Annotated in this window: 23 protein-coding genes; 3 read left to right on the top strand and 20 right to left on the bottom strand. The window is 43.4% G+C overall.

The window, feature by feature from the left end; genetic code table 11:
* Window positions 1–34: 34 nt before the first annotated feature.
* From P7J36_RS03905 to P7J36_RS03895, 3 genes are read right to left on the bottom strand one after another with little or no spacing between them, the layout of a single operon-like run.
* Window positions 35–502: an RrF2 family transcriptional regulator gene (locus tag P7J36_RS03905; protein WP_408551279.1), complete on the bottom strand. Its 468-nt coding sequence runs from the start codon at window positions 500–502 to the stop codon at window positions 35–37.
* Window positions 499–942 (bottom strand): SRPBCC family protein, encoded by a 444-nt coding sequence (locus P7J36_RS03900; RefSeq protein ID WP_408551278.1) that lies wholly within the window; start codon window positions 940–942, stop codon window positions 499–501. The genes P7J36_RS03905 and P7J36_RS03900 overlap by 4 nt, the downstream gene beginning before the upstream one ends.
* Window positions 943–1512 (bottom strand): NAD-dependent epimerase/dehydratase family protein, encoded by a 570-nt coding sequence (locus P7J36_RS03895; protein ID WP_398582630.1) that lies wholly within the window; start codon window positions 1510–1512, stop codon window positions 943–945. It lies immediately after the preceding gene.
* Between the two features lie 184 nt (window positions 1513–1696).
* On the opposite strand from P7J36_RS03895, the gene P7J36_RS03890 reads away from it, so the two are divergent.
* The 3 genes from P7J36_RS03890 to P7J36_RS03880 all read left to right on the top strand — a co-directional run bounded on the left by P7J36_RS03890 (window position 1697) and on the right by P7J36_RS03880 (window position 3812).
* The gene (locus P7J36_RS03890; RefSeq protein WP_408551277.1) at window positions 1697–2086 is read left to right on the top strand and encodes a DUF1761 domain-containing protein; all 390 of its coding nucleotides are present in this window, start codon (window positions 1697–1699) and stop codon (window positions 2084–2086) included.
* A 69-nt stretch (window positions 2087–2155) separates the two neighbouring features.
* Window positions 2156–3136 carry an aromatic acid exporter family protein gene (locus P7J36_RS03885; RefSeq protein ID WP_408551276.1) on the top strand — a complete coding sequence of 327 codons (981 nt, stop codon included), beginning with the start codon at window positions 2156–2158 and terminating at the stop codon, window positions 3134–3136.
* A gap of 88 nt (window positions 3137–3224) precedes the next feature.
* Entirely contained in the window at window positions 3225–3812 is a 588-nt protein-coding gene (locus P7J36_RS03880; protein WP_408551274.1) for a cadmium resistance transporter, read from the top strand.
* A gap of 17 nt (window positions 3813–3829) precedes the next feature.
* Here the strand turns inward: P7J36_RS03880 and P7J36_RS03875 are convergent, their stop codons facing one another.
* The 17 genes from P7J36_RS03875 to P7J36_RS03795 form a co-directional block, all read right to left on the bottom strand.
* A complete protein-coding gene (locus P7J36_RS03875) occupies window positions 3830–4048 on the bottom strand; it encodes a hypothetical protein (protein WP_408551273.1) in 219 nt (72 codons plus the stop codon).
* 130 nt (window positions 4049–4178) lie between these two features.
* Window positions 4179–5309 carry an ABC transporter ATP-binding protein gene (locus P7J36_RS03870; RefSeq protein ID WP_408551272.1) on the bottom strand — a complete coding sequence of 377 codons (1131 nt, stop codon included), beginning with the start codon at window positions 5307–5309 and terminating at the stop codon, window positions 4179–4181.
* Between the two features lie 109 nt (window positions 5310–5418).
* Entirely contained in the window at window positions 5419–6273 is an 855-nt protein-coding gene (locus tag P7J36_RS03865) for a helix-turn-helix domain-containing protein (RefSeq protein ID WP_408551271.1), read from the bottom strand.
* 1 nt (window position 6274) lies between these two features.
* Window positions 6275–6673, bottom strand: a complete 399-nt coding sequence (locus tag P7J36_RS03860; RefSeq protein WP_408551269.1) for a Mini-ribonuclease 3 — start codon at window positions 6671–6673, stop codon at window positions 6275–6277.
* Window positions 6666–8009: a cysteine--tRNA ligase gene (gene cysS, locus P7J36_RS03855; protein ID WP_408551268.1), complete on the bottom strand. Its 1344-nt coding sequence runs from the start codon at window positions 8007–8009 to the stop codon at window positions 6666–6668. The genes P7J36_RS03860 and cysS overlap by 8 nt, the downstream gene beginning before the upstream one ends.
* 8 nt (window positions 8010–8017) lie before the next feature.
* A complete protein-coding gene (locus tag P7J36_RS03850) occupies window positions 8018–8194 on the bottom strand; it encodes a hypothetical protein (protein WP_408551267.1) in 177 nt (58 codons plus the stop codon).
* Window positions 8181–8960 (bottom strand): nucleoside phosphorylase, encoded by a 780-nt coding sequence (locus P7J36_RS03845; RefSeq protein WP_408551265.1) that lies wholly within the window; start codon window positions 8958–8960, stop codon window positions 8181–8183. Before P7J36_RS03845 ends, P7J36_RS03850 begins: the two co-directional genes overlap by 14 nt.
* Window position 8961: 1 nt before the next feature.
* Complete coding sequence (locus P7J36_RS03840; protein ID WP_408551264.1) at window positions 8962–9822, bottom strand: GNAT family N-acetyltransferase; 861 nt, start codon at window positions 9820–9822, stop codon at window positions 8962–8964.
* A gap of 43 nt (window positions 9823–9865) precedes the next feature.
* Complete coding sequence (gene cysE / locus P7J36_RS03835; protein ID WP_408551263.1) at window positions 9866–10483, bottom strand: serine O-acetyltransferase; 618 nt, start codon at window positions 10481–10483, stop codon at window positions 9866–9868.
* 52 nt (window positions 10484–10535) lie between these two features.
* Window positions 10536–12755 (bottom strand): polyribonucleotide nucleotidyltransferase, encoded by a 2220-nt coding sequence (gene pnp, locus P7J36_RS03830; RefSeq protein ID WP_408551262.1) that lies wholly within the window; start codon window positions 12753–12755, stop codon window positions 10536–10538.
* Between the two features lie 251 nt (window positions 12756–13006).
* Window positions 13007–13342, bottom strand: coding sequence for a type II toxin-antitoxin system RelE/ParE family toxin (locus tag P7J36_RS03825; protein WP_024389183.1), 336 nt, complete (start codon window positions 13340–13342; stop codon window positions 13007–13009).
* Window positions 13335–13622, bottom strand: coding sequence for a type II toxin-antitoxin system RelB/ParD family antitoxin (relB, locus tag P7J36_RS03820; protein WP_398582615.1), 288 nt, complete (start codon window positions 13620–13622; stop codon window positions 13335–13337). Before relB ends, P7J36_RS03825 begins: the two co-directional genes overlap by 8 nt.
* A gap of 344 nt (window positions 13623–13966) precedes the next feature.
* Entirely contained in the window at window positions 13967–14236 is a 270-nt protein-coding gene (rpsO, locus tag P7J36_RS03815; RefSeq protein ID WP_002938849.1) for a 30S ribosomal protein S15, read from the bottom strand.
* 233 nt (window positions 14237–14469) lie between these two features.
* Window positions 14470–15747 (bottom strand): uracil-xanthine permease family protein, encoded by a 1278-nt coding sequence (locus P7J36_RS03810; RefSeq protein WP_408551260.1) that lies wholly within the window; start codon window positions 15745–15747, stop codon window positions 14470–14472.
* 241 nt (window positions 15748–15988) lie between these two features.
* Window positions 15989–17884, bottom strand: a complete 1896-nt coding sequence (locus P7J36_RS03805) for a GmrSD restriction endonuclease domain-containing protein (protein ID WP_408551259.1) — start codon at window positions 17882–17884, stop codon at window positions 15989–15991.
* A complete protein-coding gene (locus P7J36_RS03800) occupies window positions 17881–19170 on the bottom strand; it encodes a DUF262 domain-containing protein (RefSeq protein ID WP_408551258.1) in 1290 nt (429 codons plus the stop codon). The genes P7J36_RS03805 and P7J36_RS03800 overlap by 4 nt, the downstream gene beginning before the upstream one ends.
* A gap of 377 nt (window positions 19171–19547) precedes the next feature.
* Window positions 19548–20498 carry a helix-turn-helix transcriptional regulator gene (locus tag P7J36_RS03795; protein ID WP_408551256.1) on the bottom strand — a complete coding sequence of 317 codons (951 nt, stop codon included), beginning with the start codon at window positions 20496–20498 and terminating at the stop codon, window positions 19548–19550.
* Window positions 20499–20522: the final 24 nt, after the last annotated feature.

The following is a 20522-nucleotide window of genomic DNA, read 5'->3' as shown; positions in this document are numbered from 1 at the left end:
AGAGGATAAGAAAAGAAGAGTCCTCAAACTCTTCTCAGTCTTTAATTCGCCCCTCCCAATCAATCGCTCCATTTTCATAGGCTTCTTGGTAGAGGAGTTGGGAAAGGGTGAGCTGGTCCAGCTGGGCGTAGAAGACCGCTAGACCGTTTTCTAGGGTGGTGCGGATTTTGTTCTCGCTCTCTTCGACATGGGCTTGGTCATCAAAGATGCTGTGGGAGAGGTGCTTGAACTGAATAGTATCTTCATGAAGCTGCAAGGCATAGAAGACATCTTTCAGACTAATCTCCTCAATGGACCGTCCCAGCTGGTAACCGCCTGCCTTGCTGGCATTGGCAGAAACCAGACCTGCTTTTGAGAGTTTCATGAGGATTTTTTTCAGGTAAGAATCCGACACCTGCAAGACCTGACTGAGCACGTGGCTTTTGACAGGGCGGTGGTCTTCTTGTAAGGCTAGGATAATCAGTACATAGACTGCTTGTTCGACACTTTTGTTGATTTTCATTGATCCTCCAAGGCACGCTTGCCTGCTCTTAGAATGGTGGCATAGAGGGTTTTAGCCATTTTCCCTGCTAGGCGGTTGGCTAGCTTTTGCCCGACTGGTATGAGCACCTCAATCTCAATGGTCCAGGTGACCTTGGTCTTCTGCTCTGCTATTTTTTCAAAAGCAATCTCCGTGAAATCCTGACGGACAGCTGGAAGGGAGCGATTGACCTTATAAGAAATCGAGTGGTTGGGGTTGACGGCCGTGATTTCCTCTCGATACCAACCTGCTATCATGATAATATCACGCTGGGAGCCTTTTGTCCATCGGCTTTTTCCCAGCCAAGCGGAGCGAAAAACAATGGGTGAGGCCGTAAAGTTTTCAGACTGGTAAAACCAGGTAAAGACTTGGTCGAGGGGAGCCGCGATTTCCTGACTGATACGGATGCGTTCGACCGGCATTTATTTCACCATTTTTGAAACCAGCTCGTCCGCCACCTCGGTCACCAAGACTGGTTTCATATTTTTCATGAAAAGACCAAAGAATTTGAAGACGGGAACGAGTTTAGCGAGGGCATCGCTGCGGCCATTGCCATAGACAACGGTTGGCTCAACCACTTCGGTGCAAATGCCGCTGGCACGGAGTTGGTCTGCGATGCGTTTTTTGCCGTCTAGGAAGGATTTTGGTCCCAAAAGACCGCCGATAAAGCCCATAGCCTTGACTTGCTTGTCCTTGGCAATCTGCAACATGACCTGAGCTGGCTTATCATTGACAGCTTCAAAGGCAACTGGGTCGCTTTCTGGGCGGCCAACAAAATCCACGATGTAGTCAACCTGGTCAGGTAGGACAGCTGCCACTGCCTTATAATCCGACACATCCGCCGCAAAATTATAAATACGAGAGTTGGCAAGCTGGTTTTTGCCAGAGCGGGAGATGACATAAAAGACAGCACTTGGGTCTTTTTTGAGCCATTTTTCTGTTACATTGCGGCCGATATAGCCGTTTCCGCCGAGTAATACTACGTTTGTCATATTGTTTTCCTGCTTTCTTCCTCTTTCTTAGGATTTTTAAAATCCTTGGTTGTCAGTATATATCCAAAGACTTTTTTTGTCAACGGTTTTGTTTGCATTTTTTGAAAAAGAAATTTTGACATGTGACATACGATGTGGTATGCTTAGCTTTATTAACTTGTCCGTACAAGTAAAAGGAGAATGTATGACACTTATTTTGGGAATTGTGGCAGGGCTGATTGCCTTTGCCATCGGTGGTTTGTGGTATGGTTTGATTTTCCGCGATGCTTGGATCAAGGCTTCAGGCATTGACATGGCTAAGGTAGAAGCAGACCGTCAGGCTGGGAAAAATGGCCAGAAGGAAATGATGATTTCCTTAGCGATTGAAGTTTTGACTGCTGTTGTGGCGATTTTCTTCATCAAGACCCTTGGTGTTTCACCACTCCACGCAGCTGGTGGCATGGGCGTGATTGCGGTCCTTGCTTCATTGAAAAACTACGTCTTTGAGCAACGCCCTATCAACCTTATCCTTATCAACGAAAGCTACAAACTAGTCTGCTATTTGGTAGTCGGTATTATTGCTTTGTTTGCATAAATTCAACCCTCCTAGCTTTAGGAGGGTTTTGTGGTACAATAGAAACAGATTAAGACCAAAGGAGTTCCCATGTCCCTCTCCCTCCGTACTATCAAACTCATCTTGGCCACCGTCCTAGCTATTTACCTAGCGACAGCACTAGGCTTGTCTTATGCAACAGCGGCTGGCATCATCGCCATTCTCAGCGTCCTCGACACCCGCAAATCCAGCTTCAAAATGGCTCGCAACCGTCTCTTCGCCACCCTCCTGGCCCTGACCTTCGCCGTCCTGACCTTCGCTCTCTTTGGCTTTGGCATCTGGACTCTGGGCATCTACCTGGCACTCTACGTCCCTCTGGCCTACCGTTTCAACTGGGAGGCCGGCATCGCCCCCTCGACTGTCCTCGTCACCCACCTCATGCTGGAGCAGGATATTTCTCTGATATTTTTGGGAAATGAGCTGACGCTTTTTCTGATTGGGGCAGGACTGGCACTCCTGTTCAACCTCTATATGCCCTCGCAAGAAAAGAAAATCGAGGCCTACCACGACCAAGTTGAAGACCTGCTCAAGCAGATTCTCCTTCGCTTTGAAGCCTTTCTACTCAACGGCGACGGACGAAACGAGGCAGCATTGATTACGCAGCTAGATAAGACCTTGGAAGAGGCCCTGAAAGTCGTCTACCTAGACCGCCACAACCAGCTCTTCCAGCAGACCAACTACCAGGTCCATTACTTTGAAATGCGAGCCGCACAAAATAAAATCCTGCGGACCATGGCAGGAAATATTAACAAATGTTTACTGGAAGGCAGAGAAAATGTCATCCTGTCCAACCTCTTCGAGCGAGCAGCCCAGCAACTAAGCCGAGAAAACTCCGCCAAGGAACTACTCCTGGACATCGAACTCTTCCATGCCACCTTCCGCGAGCGGCCTCTGCCACAAACAAGGGAAGAATTTGAAACCCGTGCCACCCTCTTTCAACTCCTACACGATATGGAAACCTTTATTCGCCTCAAGGTTGATTTTTATGAAGATTATAAAGATGAAGATGAGGGTAGTGAAAAAGGAAATTAAAATGAATCGCAATTTTTACTTCTATCTTTCAAAATTGATGTGCCTCTGTAAATAAACATCTATGACTACTATATTATACGGAGGGACCATGACTATTATTACTTATGCATTGATTCTTGGTATTTCAACAAGTATCGATTATTTCTTAATTTTATTCCTTTTATTTTCACGGGCAAAGAAACCAGGTGAAAAACGCACAATCTATTTTGGACAACTACTTGCTAGCTTTATACTCATTCTCTTAAGTTCGATTCTTAGCCAAGTTGCCAATATTTTTCTAGCTGACTGGATTCTTGGGCTGCTCGGCTTCGGCCCTATTCTACTAGGTGCTAGAATCCTTTTTGAAAACGAAGCAGAGACAGAGATTCCTGATAGCAAAATCGGACTACTATCTATCATTTTTATTTCATTAGCATCTGGAGTAGATAATTTAGGAATATTTACCCCCTATTTTACAACTTTAAGTACCTTAGAAACACTCTTAACTGCTGGCCTGATTTTGCTAGAGACAGTCGCCATTTGCTACCTAGCAGAAAAATTTGGAAGTCTTCATAGCATTTCTGAATTCATAGAAAAATATGAAAAAATGATTCTTCCAACCATTTTTATCATATTAGGAATCTACATTTTATTCGAATTCGGAACAATGACCTACCTACTACAATTACTAACATAAGAAAAAGAACCGTCAGTTTAAGCCGACGGTTCTTCTATTTTTCCATGAAATTCATCTAGTACCTGATTGTGTAAATGCACGAAAGATAGGCCCATCATGACCGCATTCCCTGCGACTGCAATGATGAATTCCTCCTTGGTGGATACCTTCCCCATCCAAATGGATACAATCAAAATGAGATTGTAAAGAAAGATATAAAGAGCTGTCAAGCGAATTTTTCTAAGTAGTATCTTCATAAGGACCTCCTCTATACGATTTATCTACATTTATTATAAGAAATAAAGCTCCAAAAAACAAGTAATTATATGTTATTAGCATAAAAACCGCCAGATTTTCATCTGACGGTTAGGTGTTTTATGAACAATTTTATACGATAGCCTTGCTTGTTTGGTCATCAAAGAAGTGAGCCTTGTTGAGGTTGAAGGTCAAGCGGACTTTATCGCCTGGGTTGTGATAATCACGCGCATCCACACGAGATACAAACTCTGTGCCACCTACTTTAGAGTAAAGCATGGTTTCTGCACCAAGAAGCTCTGAAACGACTACTTCTGCTTCTACGATAGAAGAAGGGTAAGTATCCAATTCCAACTGAGAAGCCTTGATGTCTTCTGGACGGATACCAAGAGTGAAGCTCTTACCATTGTAGCCTTTTTCTTCCAAGTGCTTGCGACGACCTTCTGGAAGACCCACTTTGAAACCATCTCCAACAAGAACACCATCTTGAAGCGTCACTGTGAAGAAGTTCATAGCAGGGCTACCGATGAAGCTAGCAACAAACTTGTTGGCTGGACGGTTGTACAGCTCTTCTGGGCTACCGATTTGCTCGATACGACCGATTGTACCTGTACCTGCTGGGTTTTTAGTTGCAGACATGATAACGATACGGTCAGCCAAGGTCATGGCTTCTGTTTGGTCGTGGGTTACGTAGATGGTTGTTGCACCAATACGGCGGTGGATTTTAGCAATCTCTGTACGCATGGATACACGCAATTTGGCATCCAAGTTTGACAAAGGCTCATCCATCAAGAAGACTTTTGCATCACGAACAATGGCACGACCCATGGCAACACGTTGGCGTTGTCCACCTGAAAGGTCAGCTGGTTTGCGTTCCAAGAATTCTGTCAAACCAAGGATTTGTGCCGCTTCTTCCACACGTTTTTTGATTTCGTCCTTACTGTATTTACGCAATTTCAAACCAAAGGCCATGTTGTCAAATACAGTCATGTGTGGGTAGAGGGCATAGTTCTGGAATACCATGGCAATGTCACGGTCTTTAGGTGCCACATCGTTCATGAGAACGCCATCAATGTAAGCTTCCCCTTCTGTGATATCTTCCAAACCGGCGATCATACGAAGAGTTGTCGACTTACCACATCCTGAAGGACCTACGAATACGATAAATTCCTTGTCCTTGATGTCCAAGTTGAAGTCTTCAACTGAGTAATGCTCGCTGTTAGGATATTTTTTGTAGATATTTTTTAAATTCAATTGAACCATGTTCAATCCTCGCTTTCTTTGATGATTTTATTATATATGAAAACGCTTTATTTTTCCATGTCAAGATGACCAAAAGAAAAAAGATATTCTGTGCAGGTTGCACAAAATATCAGTAAAGTCTGTCTAAGAGGACCTGATAACAGAAACTCAAATCGGTCAGGTCTTTGAGCTGGAGCCCGGTCATATCCTGCCACTTGTCCAATCGGTATTGAAGGGTATTGCGGTGGATATAGAGGACCTGAGCGGTCTTGGTGACCACTGCTCCCTCTGCCCATAAGGCCAGAATGATGTCCTGCATATCTTGCTGGTCAATCAGCTCTAGCATACTAGCTTTTATCAGACCCAGCTCCAAGCCTGCTCTGCCTTGTCCCCAAAGAAAAAGTTGACTAAAGGAGAGGACGGTCGATTGGTGGTAGTGGGCCCGCCATTGAGCGAAAAGGGCTGCCTCTGCTTGATAGAGTTGGGGCCAGCGGTCTGCGAGTTGACGGGGCCAGACCTGGCCGACCAAGAGGGTCAGTCGCAAGCCGAAGTCGAACTCCAAGGCTGACAGGGTGTCTGCCAGAAGGCTTTGATAGTCCGTCCAAGTACCTTGCTCCAGGATAAAGAGGTAGTCCTGAGCCGTCAGCTGCACCTGAGCCAGCTGGCTGGGTAGGAGGTCGGTCATCATAGTCCGCCAAGCGTCCAGCTGGGCTTCCTTCTGCGACCAAAGGTGGACATGGATAAACTGAATGGCTTCAACCGCCTGGGGCAGCGAGCCCTGACCTTGTAGGTAGGACTGCCAAGGGCTAGACGGTTTCTGGTCCTGAGGATGCGACAACAAGGACAAGAGATAGCGTTCCCGGTCCGTCAAGTCCGCATCCGCCAGATTCAGATAGCGACCGTCGCCCAAAGCAAGAGAGTTTTCGCCTGCTTCCTGCGACAACTTGGCCCGCGGAAACCAGCCTTTGACTTCCTTCTCGAACATCTTATCCCCTTTCTATTTTAGCAATACACCAGCCCACCAGTTCATCCAGGCGTTCCATCTGCTCAGTCATGTGCAGATAACCTAAGACCGCCTCAAAACCTGTGGACATTCGATAGGTAACCACATCCGCATTCTTAGCCTTGGTGTGGCTATGGCTATTCCTTCCCCGCTTGTAGATTTCTTCCTCTTTTTCGGTCAATAGCTGAGCTTCTAAGAGGGCTGAGATTAGGCTTGCCTGAGCCTTAGCCGAGACGTATTTGTTAGCCTCGCCGTGCAGTTTGTTGGGCTTGGTCAGCCCCTTGAAAATCAAGTGCCTTCTGATATACATGGAATAGACAGCATCCCCTTCGAAAGCCAGGGCAATTCCATTGATGAGATTGACATCTACTGCCTTAGTCACGTGTCCACCTCACACCATCCTTGGTATCCAAGAGCTTGATGCCCTGAGCTGCCAATTCATCACGAATGCGGTCAGCCGTCGCAAAGTCCCGATTGGCACGAGCTGCTTGACGTTCTGCTATCAAGGCTTCAATCTCGCTGTCCAAGACTTCTTCTTCAAAGACGATGCCAAAGACGGCGAGCATTCTGCCAAAGGCTTCTTTTACAGTTTCATCGTAGTTACCTGAGTTGATCCATTTGGCAAAGTCAAAGATAGCCGTAATCCCATTTGCCGCATTGAAATCATCATCCATTGCCGCTTCAAAGGCCGCCAAATGCAATTCAAGACCTGACTTATCCACAGAGTTTTGCACAGGTTGTGTATAAGTATTTTTTAGATATTTGAGATTGATTTCCGCATCTGAAATAGCCTTCTCAGTGTAGTTGAGTGGACGGCGGTAGTGCTGGGTCGATAGGAAGAATCGCAAGACCTGACCGTCAATTTTCTCCAGCATATCATGGGCTGTCAGGAAATTGCCCAAGGACTTGGACATCTTCTCATCGTTGATATTGAGCATGGCATTGTGCATCCAGTAATTCGCAAAGGTCTGACCTGTTTTGCACTCAGACTGGGCGATTTCATTGGTATGGTGAGGGAATTCCAAGTCCGCACCACCACCGTGAATATCAATGGTATCTCCCAAAATCTCTGTCGCCATAACCGAACACTCGATATGCCAACCTGGACGACCTGCTCCCCAAGGACTTTCCCAAGACACTTCACCTGGCTTAGCAGTTTTCCACAGGGCAAAGTCGAAAGGATGTTCTTTGAGTTGACCTTCTCCCTCAACACGACCAGAAGCCCCAGCTTCTAGGTCAGACAAGGTTTTGTTGGCCAAACGAGCATAGTTTTCCGCCTTTTCCACACGGAAATAGACATCTCCAGAAGCTTCATAGGCGTACCCCTTGTCAACCAAAACCTGCACAAAATCAATGATTTCATCCATATAGTCGATAACACGAGGATTTTTGGTAGCTGGCTTGACACCTAACTTTGCCACATCTTCCTTGAAAGCTGCGATAAACTTATCCGACAGTTCCTTGGTTGTCATGCCTGCTTCATTAGCAGCTTTGATGATCTTGTCATCCACATCCGTAAAGTTAGAAATGTACGCTACATCAAAGCCACGGTATTCAAAATAGCGACGGATGGTATCAAAAGCCACGACGCTACGGGCATTTCCGATATGGATATAGTTGTAAACCGTCGGGCCGCAGACATACATCTTGACCTTGCCCTCTTCCAAGGGCACAAAGTCACGCAAACTGCGAGTCATGGTATCGTAAATTTTAATCATGCTTTCTCCTACTTTTTCTTCCGCTGGCTCCAAAACAAGACCAGTCGGATCACCCAAAAGATTGCCAGGGCAGACCAGATATGACCAATCCCATAAGAACCCCGACTATAATTTAAAACAGCCAACACAATGGCCAACACCAGATTGACTGGATAGAGCCAGTCACTTCCTTTAAATGCTTTCATTTGTTACTCCTTTTGCAATCGCCATGGCTACTTCAAAAAAGGTCATACTGTCAGCCGTTCGCTCCTCTGCGCGCTTGTCCCATTCATTGGCACGGTGGTCGACGTAGTCTGCCGTGTAGAAAAATTGATAGACAGAGGCCTGTCTGAAGTGCGCCCAGGCCATGATGGCTGATGCCTCCATGTCCACCACAGTTGCACCTTGTGCCAACCTACGCTTGACCTTGTCTGCTGTCTCGCGGTAAAAAGCGTCCGTCGTCCAACTCTTAGCTTTGATATGCTTGATACCTGCGACATCTAACGCCTTTTCAGTGGTCAATAGCAAAGCAGGGTCATAGCTGATTTCATCGCTAGCAGGAGCGTAGTGGTAGCTAGTTCCTTCATCCCGAAGAGCAGAGCTAGGAAGAATAATCTTATCCGCAGCAAGCGACTTATCCAGCACCCCACAAGAGCCCAAAACGATAAAGTTTTTAAAGCCCAGAGCTTTTAACTCCTCCAGCTGACCGACTGCCATGGGAGCGCCGATAGTCGCCAACATAACAGCCACCGTCATATCCTCTGTCTCATAAAGATACCAAGGGTGTTTGCCGTTTAGGCTAGAGACATAACCACCAAAGCGAGCCTGCTCACTCTGACTAACACGCTCAACAATCTCCCCATTAAAAGAATAAATCAGCGTATCACAAACCTCGTGCGTTTCTTTGCGCAGGCGACAAACATCCTCAGGCTCAATCACCGCCCTTGTATTTTCAAATTCTTCTAGTAGCATATCAACCTTCTTTCGGGTCTAAGTAGACCACTTGTGTCTGCTTGGTAAAACCAATATTTTCATACAGCCGCTTAGCGATGAGGTTGTCATCTTCAACGGCGATTTGAAAAGGTTTGTCGTTTTTCGTGATAAGGTCATTGATGACAGCTTTGACTAAGTAAGTGCCGTAACCTTTTTGTTGCTGGTCTGAGGCGATAGCTAAACCGTAAAGGTAGTTATCATCAGTCGAGATATCTACTGTGCAAGAACCGATAACTGCTCCGTTATGTTCCAAAAGATAAAGCAAGCTGTTTGCATCAGCGATAGCCTCGCGTGCGTAACGAAGAGCCACCTCATAGTCGCTATCAAAGACCTGTGTCTGAAAACGTGCAATGTCATCTGCATGTTGAGGTTTTGCCAAACTCACGACAAGTTCAGCCTGTTGTGAGAGCTGATAAGGCACTCGTTCACGACCCAACCATGTCTCAGTATCCGTATCTTCTACCAAGTCCCAGGCTGTCGCAAGGTCTGGGTGCTTGTCCAGAAAGATACGTTCGGTCTGAAAGGTCACACTAGCGATAGGATAGTTAGTCGTCTTCATCTGATAGCAATCATAGAGCTTGCGTGCCAGCCCCTGTCTGCGGTAGGCTGGATGTACGAGAATCGCCAGTTCCACATCCTCATCATCGGCATACACAGTCAAGAGCCCCACCAACTGTTCGCCTTGATAAGCCAAGAAAAAAGCTGGCATTTCAGGGTCAAAGTTGAGCATATTTGACAGGTAAGGGGCACGATATGTGCCGTCATGGGATTGTACAGTGCTTATCAGCGTTTTTGCTGCGGATAACTGCTTGGGATTTAGGACATTCCTTGCTATTATCATGCTTACCTCTTATCTCTATAACTACTCACATAGGAAGGCTTTCCTACAAGTGCGACGAATGGTGGCTGGCTTCTCTCAGCTCTGCCAATTTGGTGGTGTAGTGTTCACGGCCACCTTCCATGTCATGAATGACCTTCTCATCTTTTTGGCCATGCACACGGACAATTTTAGCTGGCATACCGACCACTGTCACATCTGCTGGAACATCGGCTAGGACAACAGCAGCTGCACCCACTTTGGCATTTTCTCCGATTTCAACAGGTCCAATAACCTGTGCGTGTGCAGAGACAAGGGCACCCTTTCGGATAGTTGGATGGCGTTTGCCCGTATCCTTACCCGTTCCACCAAGCGTTACCCCGTGGTAAAGCATGACACCAGACTCAATAATAGCTGTCTCACCAATAACCAAACCAGCTCCGTGGTCAATGAAGACTCCCGAAGCAATCTCGGCACCTGGATGAATCTCAATATTGGTCCAAAAGCGCCAAAATTGGCTGTGCATCCGAGCCAAGAGTTTAAAACCTTTTTTCCACATCCAATGGGACAGACGGTGGGCAGCCAAGGCCTTGACACCTGGGTAGGTCAAAAGAACTTCCAAGGTCGTCCGTGCTGCCGGATCTTTTTCTTTTACAATCTCAATGGTGTCCTTCCACCAACCCATAGTCACTCCTTCTAGCGAAAGACAAGCCCGCTACCGAACTTGTCTACTCAGCTTATTTCTTTTCAACCTTGTGGAATTTGAATTCACCAAAGTTATTGTCTTTTTTCTCTTTATGGTCTCTTGGACGGCGAGGTTTGTCTGAACGCTCGCGTTTTTCTGGCTCTACATAGCCTTCTGGTTTTGGAAGAAGAGCTTTCATAGAAGCGTCAATACGTCCTTTATCATCAATCTTGATAACTTTGACATCAACAATATCGCCAATTTCAACCAAATCTTCTGGTTTATTGACACGAGTCCAAGCCATTTCAGAAACGTGGACCAGAGCATCAGTCTTGTCGAAAAGGTTGACAAAGGCACCGAATTTCTCCAAACGAACGACTTTTGCTTGGAAGACCTCGTCCACTTTTGCTTCACGAACAAGACCTGCGATGATTTCCTTGGTCCGTTCAATCGCATCGCGATCTGGTGAGAAGATAGCTACAAGCCCGTCTTCGTCGATATCGATTTTCACGCCAGTTTCTGCAATAATCTTATCAATAGTTTCGCCACCCTTACCGATGACAATCTTGATCTTATCTACATCAATCTTGATTGTGTCAATCTTCGGTGCAGTTGGTGCCAAGTCAGGACGAACTTCTGGAATCGTCGCTTCGATGACATCGAGGATTTCAAAACGTGCCTTCTTAGCTTGTGCCAAGGCTTCTTCCAAGATTTGCGGTGTGATACCATCGATCTTGATATCCATTTGAAGAGCTGTGATACCGTCACGAGTACCCGCCACCTTAAAGTCCATATCGCCGAAGTGGTCCTCAAGACCTTGAATATCGGTCAAGACAGTGTAGTTTGTCCCGTCTGAAATCAGACCCATGGCGATCCCTGCAACTGGTGCCTTGATTGGCACACCACCGGCCATAAGGGCAAGGGTACCAGCTGTGATAGAAGCCTGTGATGAAGAACCGTTTGATTCCAAGACTTCTGCCACCAAGCGGATAGCATAAGGGAAGTCTTCTAGGCTTGGCAAGACTTGCTCAAGGGCACGCTCACCAAGGGCCCCGTGACCAATTTCACGACGACCAGGTGCTCCGTAACGACCTGTTGATCCCACTGAGTATTGTGGGAAGTTATAATGGTGCAAGAAACGTTTCTTGTATTCATCATCCAAACCATCGATGATTTGGGTTTCGCCCATTGGTGCCAAGGTCAAGACTGAAAGTGCCTGAGTTTGACCACGGGTAAAGAGACCTGAGCCATGAACGTTTGGCAAGAAGTCCACTTCTGCGTCCAGCGGACGAATTTCATCCACACGACGACCGTCTGGGCGGACCTTGTCTTCTGTAATCAAACGACGAACTTCTGCGTGCTCCATGAGTTCCAAGATTTCATGAACATCCCGCATGATGCGGTCGAATTCTTCGTGTTCAGCGTATTTTTCTTCGTAGGCTGCGATGACGGTCTCACGCACGGCATTGGTCGCATCTTCACGGGCCAATTTTTCTTCTACCTGCACCGCTTTTTTCAAATCGTCATTGTAAGCTGCGACAATCTCAGCCTGCAATTCTGGGTCCACTTGAAGAAGCTCCACATCTGCTTTTTCCTTGCCGACTGCTGCTACGATTTGATTTTGGAAGTCAAGGAGTTCTTGAATAGCCGCATGACCTTTCAAGAGGGCTTCCAACATGATTTCTTCTGACAATTCTTTAGCGCCAGACTCTACCATGTTGATGGCATCCTTGTTACCAGCTACTGTCAAGTCAAGGAGAGACTCTTCCATTTGAGCCTTATCAGGGTTGATGATGAGTTCACCATTGACATAGCCGACCTGGACACCTGCGATTGGACCGTTGAAAGGGATGTCTGAGATTGCCAATGCCAATGAAGAACCAAACATGGCTGCCATTGGAGCTGAAGCATCTGGATCGTAAGAAAGAACTGTGTTGATGACTTGAACTTCGTTACGGAAGCCTTCCGCAAACATTGGACGGATTGGACGGTCAATCAAACGAGCTGTCAAGGTCGCATCAGTTGACGGACGGCCTTCACGCTTCATCCAGCCACCCGGGAATTTTCCTGCGGCATACATTTTTTCTTCATAGTTGACTTGGAGCGGGAAGAAATCGCCCGTCGCCATTTTTTTAGACATAACTGCCGCTGTAAGGACTGTCGAGTCGCCATAGCGAACAACAACCGCACCATTGGCTTGTTTGGCAACCTGGCCAGTTTCAACGACCAATTTCTTACCAGCAAAAACCGTTTCAAACACTTGTTTTGACATGAATTGTCTCCTATTTTTTCTGAAATTTTTCTTGCGTGTTTTCTACAAAAGACAATCAAACAAGCTTGTTTCACTCTCTTTTGCACAAAACCACGCATACTTCTTATTTTATCATATTTGACGGAAAATGTGGGGAAATGAGGAAGGAATTTGAGGGAAAATCTAACCTGCTATATAAACAACCGAACGAATCGAATACTCTTCAATCAAACGAAGAACACCCAGCTTTTCTGAGTGTTCCTTTGTGTATTCTATTTGAATAACCTCATATAGTCGCTCTTGCTTGCGACAAGATAGCGAACGTTTACGACCTTTTGTGCTTCATCAATGTTATAAATAGCTATATAATCCTTTTTGATGGGTAGTCCTCGCGTCAGCTGACCTGGGACTAGCGGTCCTTTTTTAGAGCGTTCATCTACGTTAAAACCTCGCTCTGGGAAGATTTCAAGGCTTCTAAGTCCTGCTATTAGCTCTTGGATTTTTTTGTCCGCAGCATCAGGACTTTTTAGTTCTTCCCTGATGTAGCTGCGAATGTCAGCTAGTTCCTCATATATAGCTAGAGGTAGGTTTACTTGGTACTTATCCAAAGAGCTTGGTCTCCATTTCGTCCAATGATAGATAGTTGCCCGCATTCATTTCAGCTACATTTTTCATCACTTCTGCTTGCAGTTCGGCAAATAGTCGCTCTTTTTCCAGTTCTTCTTCACTTTTAAGCCCAATTTCTCCTGTTACTACAATATTTTTGAGAAACAGGTTGAGGGCTTGTGTCATGGTCATATTTTGACTTGCCAAGACCTCTTTTGCTTCTTCTACAAGTGATTTTTCTGATTGAAAGTTAATCAATTTCTTTTTAGTTGTTAAGGCCATAAGATGGTACCTCTTTATATTTTTCTTTATTTTAATCTTTATATCTCAAAAAATCAATCCTTAACCCCAAACAACACCCTTTTTCCGAAAAACTTAATCCATTTGAATTGTTAACACGAATTGCCTTCGCTCCACCTCCAACCTCCAACAGTCTAAAAACTCGGAAAAAAGAAAACGGGAAAACAAAAAAAGCCTGATGAACAGGCTCTTTCTGAATTGTTGACACGAACTGCGTTCGCTTCATCTCCAACCTCCAACAGTCTATTCCTAGACTGTTGGAGCGAGCTAAAATCCTAGCGAAAAAGAAAAACTGCCAATGTCCGAAGACATGGCAGTTTCCAATATTAACGACGGAGTCCGAGTGAGTGAATCAATTCACGGTAACGGTTTACGTCTGTGCGGCGTAGGTATGCCAACAAGTTACGACGGCGACCGATTTTTTTCATCAAACCACGGTAAGTTGCGTGGTCTTTTTTGTGTTGTTTGATGTGGTCGTTAAGGTGGTTGATTTCCCAAGTAAGTACTGCTACTTGAACTTCAACTGAACCTGTGTCGCCTTCATGACGAGCATATTGTGCCATGATTTCATTTTTTTTCTCTTTTGAGATTGCCATGATATGTTCTCCTTTGTTTTGAGCTAAATCCGAGTGACAGGTTGGCGACCTGTAACCAAGAAAAAGCTAGATTTGTCCTTTTGGACCTCATTTATTCTATCAAGGAATATCTCTTTTGTCAACTGATTTGAAAAATAGCTGAGCTGCTCTGCTATTTTCAAAAAAAAAGCCAGCCGAAGCTAACTTTCTGCTATTTCTCAAAAAAGCCAGCCGTGGCTGACTTTCACTTTATCTTATTCTGTCTTTTCTGCTTTTGGTAAGATGAGGTTGAGGACGATGCCGACAATAGCTGAAAGAGCTGTTCCTGACAAGGTGATAGCACCAATGTTAAGAACTGCGCCACCGAGGCCCAAAACCAACATAGAACTTGCAATAATCAGGTTGCGGACTTGACCGAAATCAACACGGCTTTCAATCAAAACTTTCAAACCGTTTGAGGCGATAACACCGTAAAGCAAGATAGACATGCCTCCAAGTACGGCACTTGGAATAGTTGAGATAAGGGCTGTAAATTTACCCAAGAATGAGAAGGCAATGGCAATCAAGGCTGCATTACGAATAACGGATACTGATGCGATGCGAGTCATACCGATAACCCCTGTATTTTCACCGTAGGTGGTATTAGCAGGTCCACCGATAAAGGCTGATACGGCAGTCGCCACACCGTCACCAATCAAGGTACGGCTGAGACCTGGATCTTTCAAGAACTGGCGGCCGCAGATTTGGCTGAGAACGGTGTGGTCCCCGATATGCTCAGCTACTGTTACAACAGCAATTGGTAAGATAGCAATCATTTCTGGACCGAAGTAGAAATTGTAGGCCTTGAAGACACCTGTTTCAAATGGTAGGTAGAAACCTGGTAATTCAAACCAAGCTACTTCCAGAACAGGTGTGAAATCAACTAGTCCGAGGAAGATGGCAATCACATAACCACCGATAATGGCAATCAAGAAGGGAACAATCTTGGCGAAGCCTTTCCCTTTGGTATTGACAAAAGCCGCAATCAAGAAGGTCGCGATTGCCACAACGACATTTTTCCAGTCGCCGTCTGCGACAAAGCCTGCCGAAGTCACGGCAGAATTGGCAAGACCCAGACCGATAACGATAATCATAGGGCCGATAACAATCGGTGGCAAGAGGGTATCAATCCACTTGGTCCCGATAACTTTGACCAGAGCCGCAGTCAACACGTAAATCAAACCGACGAAGAGAATACCTGTCTGCGCAGCTGACACATCGCCACCCATTTCCTTGATAGCAAGAGCCATAGCTGAGATATAGGCAAAGGAAGAGCCTAGGTAAACTGGAACTTTAAACTGGGTCGCCACTTGGTAAATCAAGGTCCCGACACCTGATGCGAAGAGGGCAACCGATACGGGCATGCCGAGAATCAGCGGCACCAAAATCGTCGCACCGAACATAGCGAACACGTGCTGGAAACTCAGCAAAATCCCTTGAAGCGGGGCTGGTTTCTCATGGACATCAAACAAAAGGTTGGCTTTTGTACTCATAAATCTCCCATTCTGGGTACACAAAAAGACCCAGACTTTCTAAATATACATAGTCATAGGCCCTTAATAATTTTTCCTGTTGTCTTTCTCACCTCACGGGATGAGTTTAAAAACCTACGCTCTTGGTATTGTAACACAAAGGTTCGGTTTTTTGCAAGGAATTTTAAAAAATTTATTTTTCTTTTATACAAGACAAGCAAACCTAGGGGGAATAAACTGAAAATAAAAACTTCCGAACAGATCAAATGTTTTTCGTACAATCTATAAATTCCTTAACTAACATTAAGATCTTATCTTCATGCCCTCTGATTACCTCACTATTCCAATTGTCGTCAGAATTTCCAGTAAGTTTTGCCATCCATTGCAGTTTTAGACTTTGGTTTCCAAATATCTTTTCCCATTGGCTATACTTGGCCTGAGGTCTAGAGTTCCCAAACTTCGAATTTTGACTGTCCGTGATAATACAAAGGTTTCCGAAAGAATGAAGCAGACTATCAGACATTCTTACCATCCCACTATCTTCAAAATTTGGATTCTGAGGATACCAATGTTCAACGGAACGACGATAAGTGAATCTAAAATTCCTTGAATCAAAAAAGTACTCCTGTAACTTATTTTGATTTTTCCATAAGACATAATCAACAAAATTGAAAGCATAGATAGGCATATTAGGGTAGCATCTAAATTTTTGTCCATCTTCTGTAAATAACCGACCTTCAGCATATCGAACTGCCAACGCTTCTAGAAAATTTACAAACTGGTGTCCAAATGCCTCATCTTGCAAATGCTCAACATTCTCGAATAGATAGACCAAAGTCTCATATAGCCAACGACTATCTCGATTTGATGTAAAGGTCACTGCAAACATAGACTGAAGCATAATAATGGTATCATTCACTGCCTTATCTGGAAAAGTATTATTCTCGAAATGTTCTTCTACAAAGTAATCTGTATTTTTCCGATTGTCTCTTTGATACTCATAGTAAGTACCTTTGCTAAGAAACCAGTCGTTTTTTGACCGCCTTGCTGTATCTTCGCTTGCATTTCTAATGACATAGTTATCAAATAGGTGTCTGATGCTTAATAAAGTTTCCGAGAAGTAAATGACCCAATCCCTTCCTTTTTCACTCACCGTAAAGACATCATGTAGTTTCTTATCATCTAATTGAACATCTTGTGGGGAAATATTTTCAATAATAGAAACAGTATACAAGAGTAGTGTTTCAAAGTTAATAACGGTTGTATATTTTCCAGTTTCTTTGTCGTCTACTATGTCATCAAATACCAATGAACTTGAATCTTCTAGCGTGTCTAATATACTTTTTTTTGAACTATTTCTGCTATCAACAAATTGATAGATATTGGCTAATTTATAATTTGAAAAATGCCAACCAAAAATGTTTTCTCTTTCTTTAAACGTTTCCTTTCTTTTCTTTCTCATTTGAAATGATTTAACTACCGGCTTCTCGAAGTCTGCACAGGCATCCCAGATTTTAGCAAACTTAACAGCTACATCATCGTCAAGCTTCGCCATCAATTGAGCCTTAATAATTTCATGAGCTTCCAATTGCTCTCCTCTTGAATTAAACCGCTCAAAATAAAGATTCAAATCTAAGTCAGTAGGTAGCATATTTCTAAAAATGATAACGTGTTGAAAGAGGTACCCAGCATATACTGTCACTTCCATTTTAAACTGTTCGGATAGAATTTTATTGAGTGCTAATTTGGTGTTTTGGTAACCTCTAATAATCTCATCCATATTCTCAAATGCAGCACCACTATTTTCAAATAACTGCTGCAAAGAAGCATTGGACTGCTTACGTGCTTCAAAATTTAAGAGTTTCAAGCCAGGAATCTGAATGTGATACTCATTTCTCAAAACCAATACTAACAAAGTCAAAGCTGTTGTTCTCTGTTGCCCATCAATAATGTGGTACATATTTCCTTTTTGGTGAACAACCAGTGTTCCGATATAATAATCAGGACGTTTTTCACGTTCGTTGTAGGCATCTGCTATGTCAATAAGCAATTGCTCAATTTCATCATATGTCCATGAAAAATTTCGCTGATAAAGAGGAACAATGTATTCATCTTCAGTCAGAAGTTTTGTAACTGTCAAAGTAGCTGTCTTAGTCATTTATTAAGCTCCTCTTCTTCAAGAATTTTCTCCAAGGTAAAATGTTCAAATTGATCACGATTGATTTTCTGCAAAAAATCGCTTGGTGTACTTGCATGATGTAATAGCTGAAATAATTTTTGAACTGTACGCCGTTGAAAAATTCCACCCGCAGCATAATTGGCTAAAGTGCTATCATAAATGGCACGTGCTTTTATACGTGGATAATAGGCCCATATAAAAATTGTTTCAACAATATCTTTATCTAAAGCTCCCTGACCAAACCTATCCACAAAAAGTAACACTAAATTATCGAATAAATTACGATTCCGGTTATAACGTTGTTTAGTAGAATGTAAAATCTTTAGCATTTTGGAGTCTAAACTGAGATTTTCAAACCAAGTCTCTCTATTTTGAATCATTTTATGTGACTGATTAATATAAGAGAAAAAGTACTCTCCATCAATAATTGGCATCGCTAAAGAAATAGGATAATCAATATTTTGTTCTTTTAATAGTCTAAAGAGATTCAAATAAGGGTAATCGTTATGATGTAAACCGACACCTTTAAAATCATCGATAAAATCTTCTGTAAAGCGAAGGTATGAACCCTGACGACGTTTGGTCAACCCAGTTTCACCAATTGACCACCGTCGCACTCTAAAAAGATATTGGTTAAATAAATCTTTTAAATTGACCTTTTCGTCTGTAACAATTTTTTCCCAATTTTCGATCAAATCTTCACTGATTTCAGAGGCATTTCTCAAATGATAGGCTTTAAGCAGGTCGTGTGGCTCTAAAGCTTTTCCCCGATTATTTTGAGAATCAAAAAGTTGGAAAGCTTCAGATAATCGATTATGTGGCATTGTAATAACAGCAATTTCACAATTTTTAAGAAGAAAGTCACATACTTTTTGCGCCTTTTCATCATCTAGGTCAATCAGTATTTTCCATTCTTCAAAATTTTCCTTAGCATGTTGACACGAAACCACGTCAAATTTTTGATTTAGTAACTGCTGGGCACCGATATAGTCGTTCAACCTCCCTAAAGCCTGTAAAAATAATGCAACAGAAATAGTACGCTGTTGTCCATCAACAATATCTAAAATTTGTTTTTTATCGTGTAATATAAGAGAACCAACCTGATAGATGGCCTTTTTAGAGTCTATAACTTCTTTGACATCATAGAATAAGTGGCGAATGTGTTTACGTTGCCATTTATAAGGGCGTTGATAATTTGGGATATGGAGCCTGTTATCCTTCAAAAGTTCCTCTAACATCATATGCCTCAAAGTAATATCAGTCATTCTGCTTATTCTCCTATTTTTTCTCTACACTTGCATTCGGAATCATTTTCGCATGCATTTCCGCGGCTGTTTTGTCATAAAACGGAGGCTGGGCTCAAGCCCATCACCACTTCTCAGAGTTCATGTCAACATCTCAGCGCAGTGGTTGATTGGCAGATTTGTTCGTGTATTACACTCCAAATCTGACCTAATCAACTGTGCGGGGGTGGGAAGACGAACTCTTTTTAAACCGGTCGAGTTCTTTCCCGCTCCCATTCCCAAATTGATCTACTACAATCCATTCTTGCATTTACTTCTCCTCCTTTCAATTAAGAATTCAATATCTATTTGATACATTCATTCTAATACACAGGGTGGACAAATAGCGTCCTATCTCTCTAATTTTTATAGTTTTCTTGCATATTTTTGAGAAAATGCTTCATATTCTCTACAAGCGAACTCGGAGAAAGCACGGTTAGGGCATCAGCCTGACTCAGTAACCAACGTTTTAAGCCTGGTGTGTCTTGACTGACAAATTCAATCACATTGCCCTCTGAGTTGGTTTCGATAATCTTTGCTGTCGGAAATTGATCCAAGACAATGGTTGGATCATAGCTAAATCTGACTCTTATGGTTCGTTCCCGTCCCATAAAAGAATCCACACGCTTATTCCGTACTTCACCGTCTCGAAACTTTTTGCCATAAGAAATCTCCGGTTTCTTCTCAGTCGAAACTTTCCACTCTAAAATCCGATCTAACTTTAAAGTCATATAGGAGGAATGTTTTAGATTATAAGCTACAAGGTAAAAGTAATGACTATCGTAATAGAGTGACACAGGAAAAACCGTGTGTTTCTTTTCTACATTGTAGGGAGATTGGTAGCGAATATCTAATACCAACTCCTTACGAATGGCCTCCGACCATTCCCAAATCTTATCAATCCTGTTTTGAGTATCTGAAAGCGGGGCATAGTTTAAGAGTTCACTGGCGATAATGGCTGCAATTTCTTTCTGCTCATCTTTCGATACTAGTGCCAATAAACTATCTAAAACAGCCTTATTTTCTTCCTTATTCAAAGCTCGATTTTCTAGCAAAATTTTAGAAATGGTCAGAATGTCCTTTTTGTTAAAAAGAGACTTCCCTTTTAAAAAGCGAGTATGATGCTTGGGATCATATGCTAACTCTGCTGCAATCATCGGCTGACTTTCGATAAATCCTCCTAGAAGAGCAAAATCTCTTTGAATAGTCTTCTCACTAACTCCAAATTCATCTGCCAATTGTGACTTTTTTAGATGTGCTCCTGATTGTAAACGTAAAAATATGGTAAGTAATCTTTCCTGATCGTTCATAGAAACCTCAATTCTAAAAAGATT

It is taken from the genome of Streptococcus suis (assembly GCF_046032115.1).
Classification (GTDB): Bacteria; Bacillota; Bacilli; order Lactobacillales; family Streptococcaceae; genus Streptococcus; species Streptococcus suis_AJ.
Note: the sequence above shows the minus strand (reverse complement) of the source record. Positions and strands in the feature narration are given on the sequence as shown.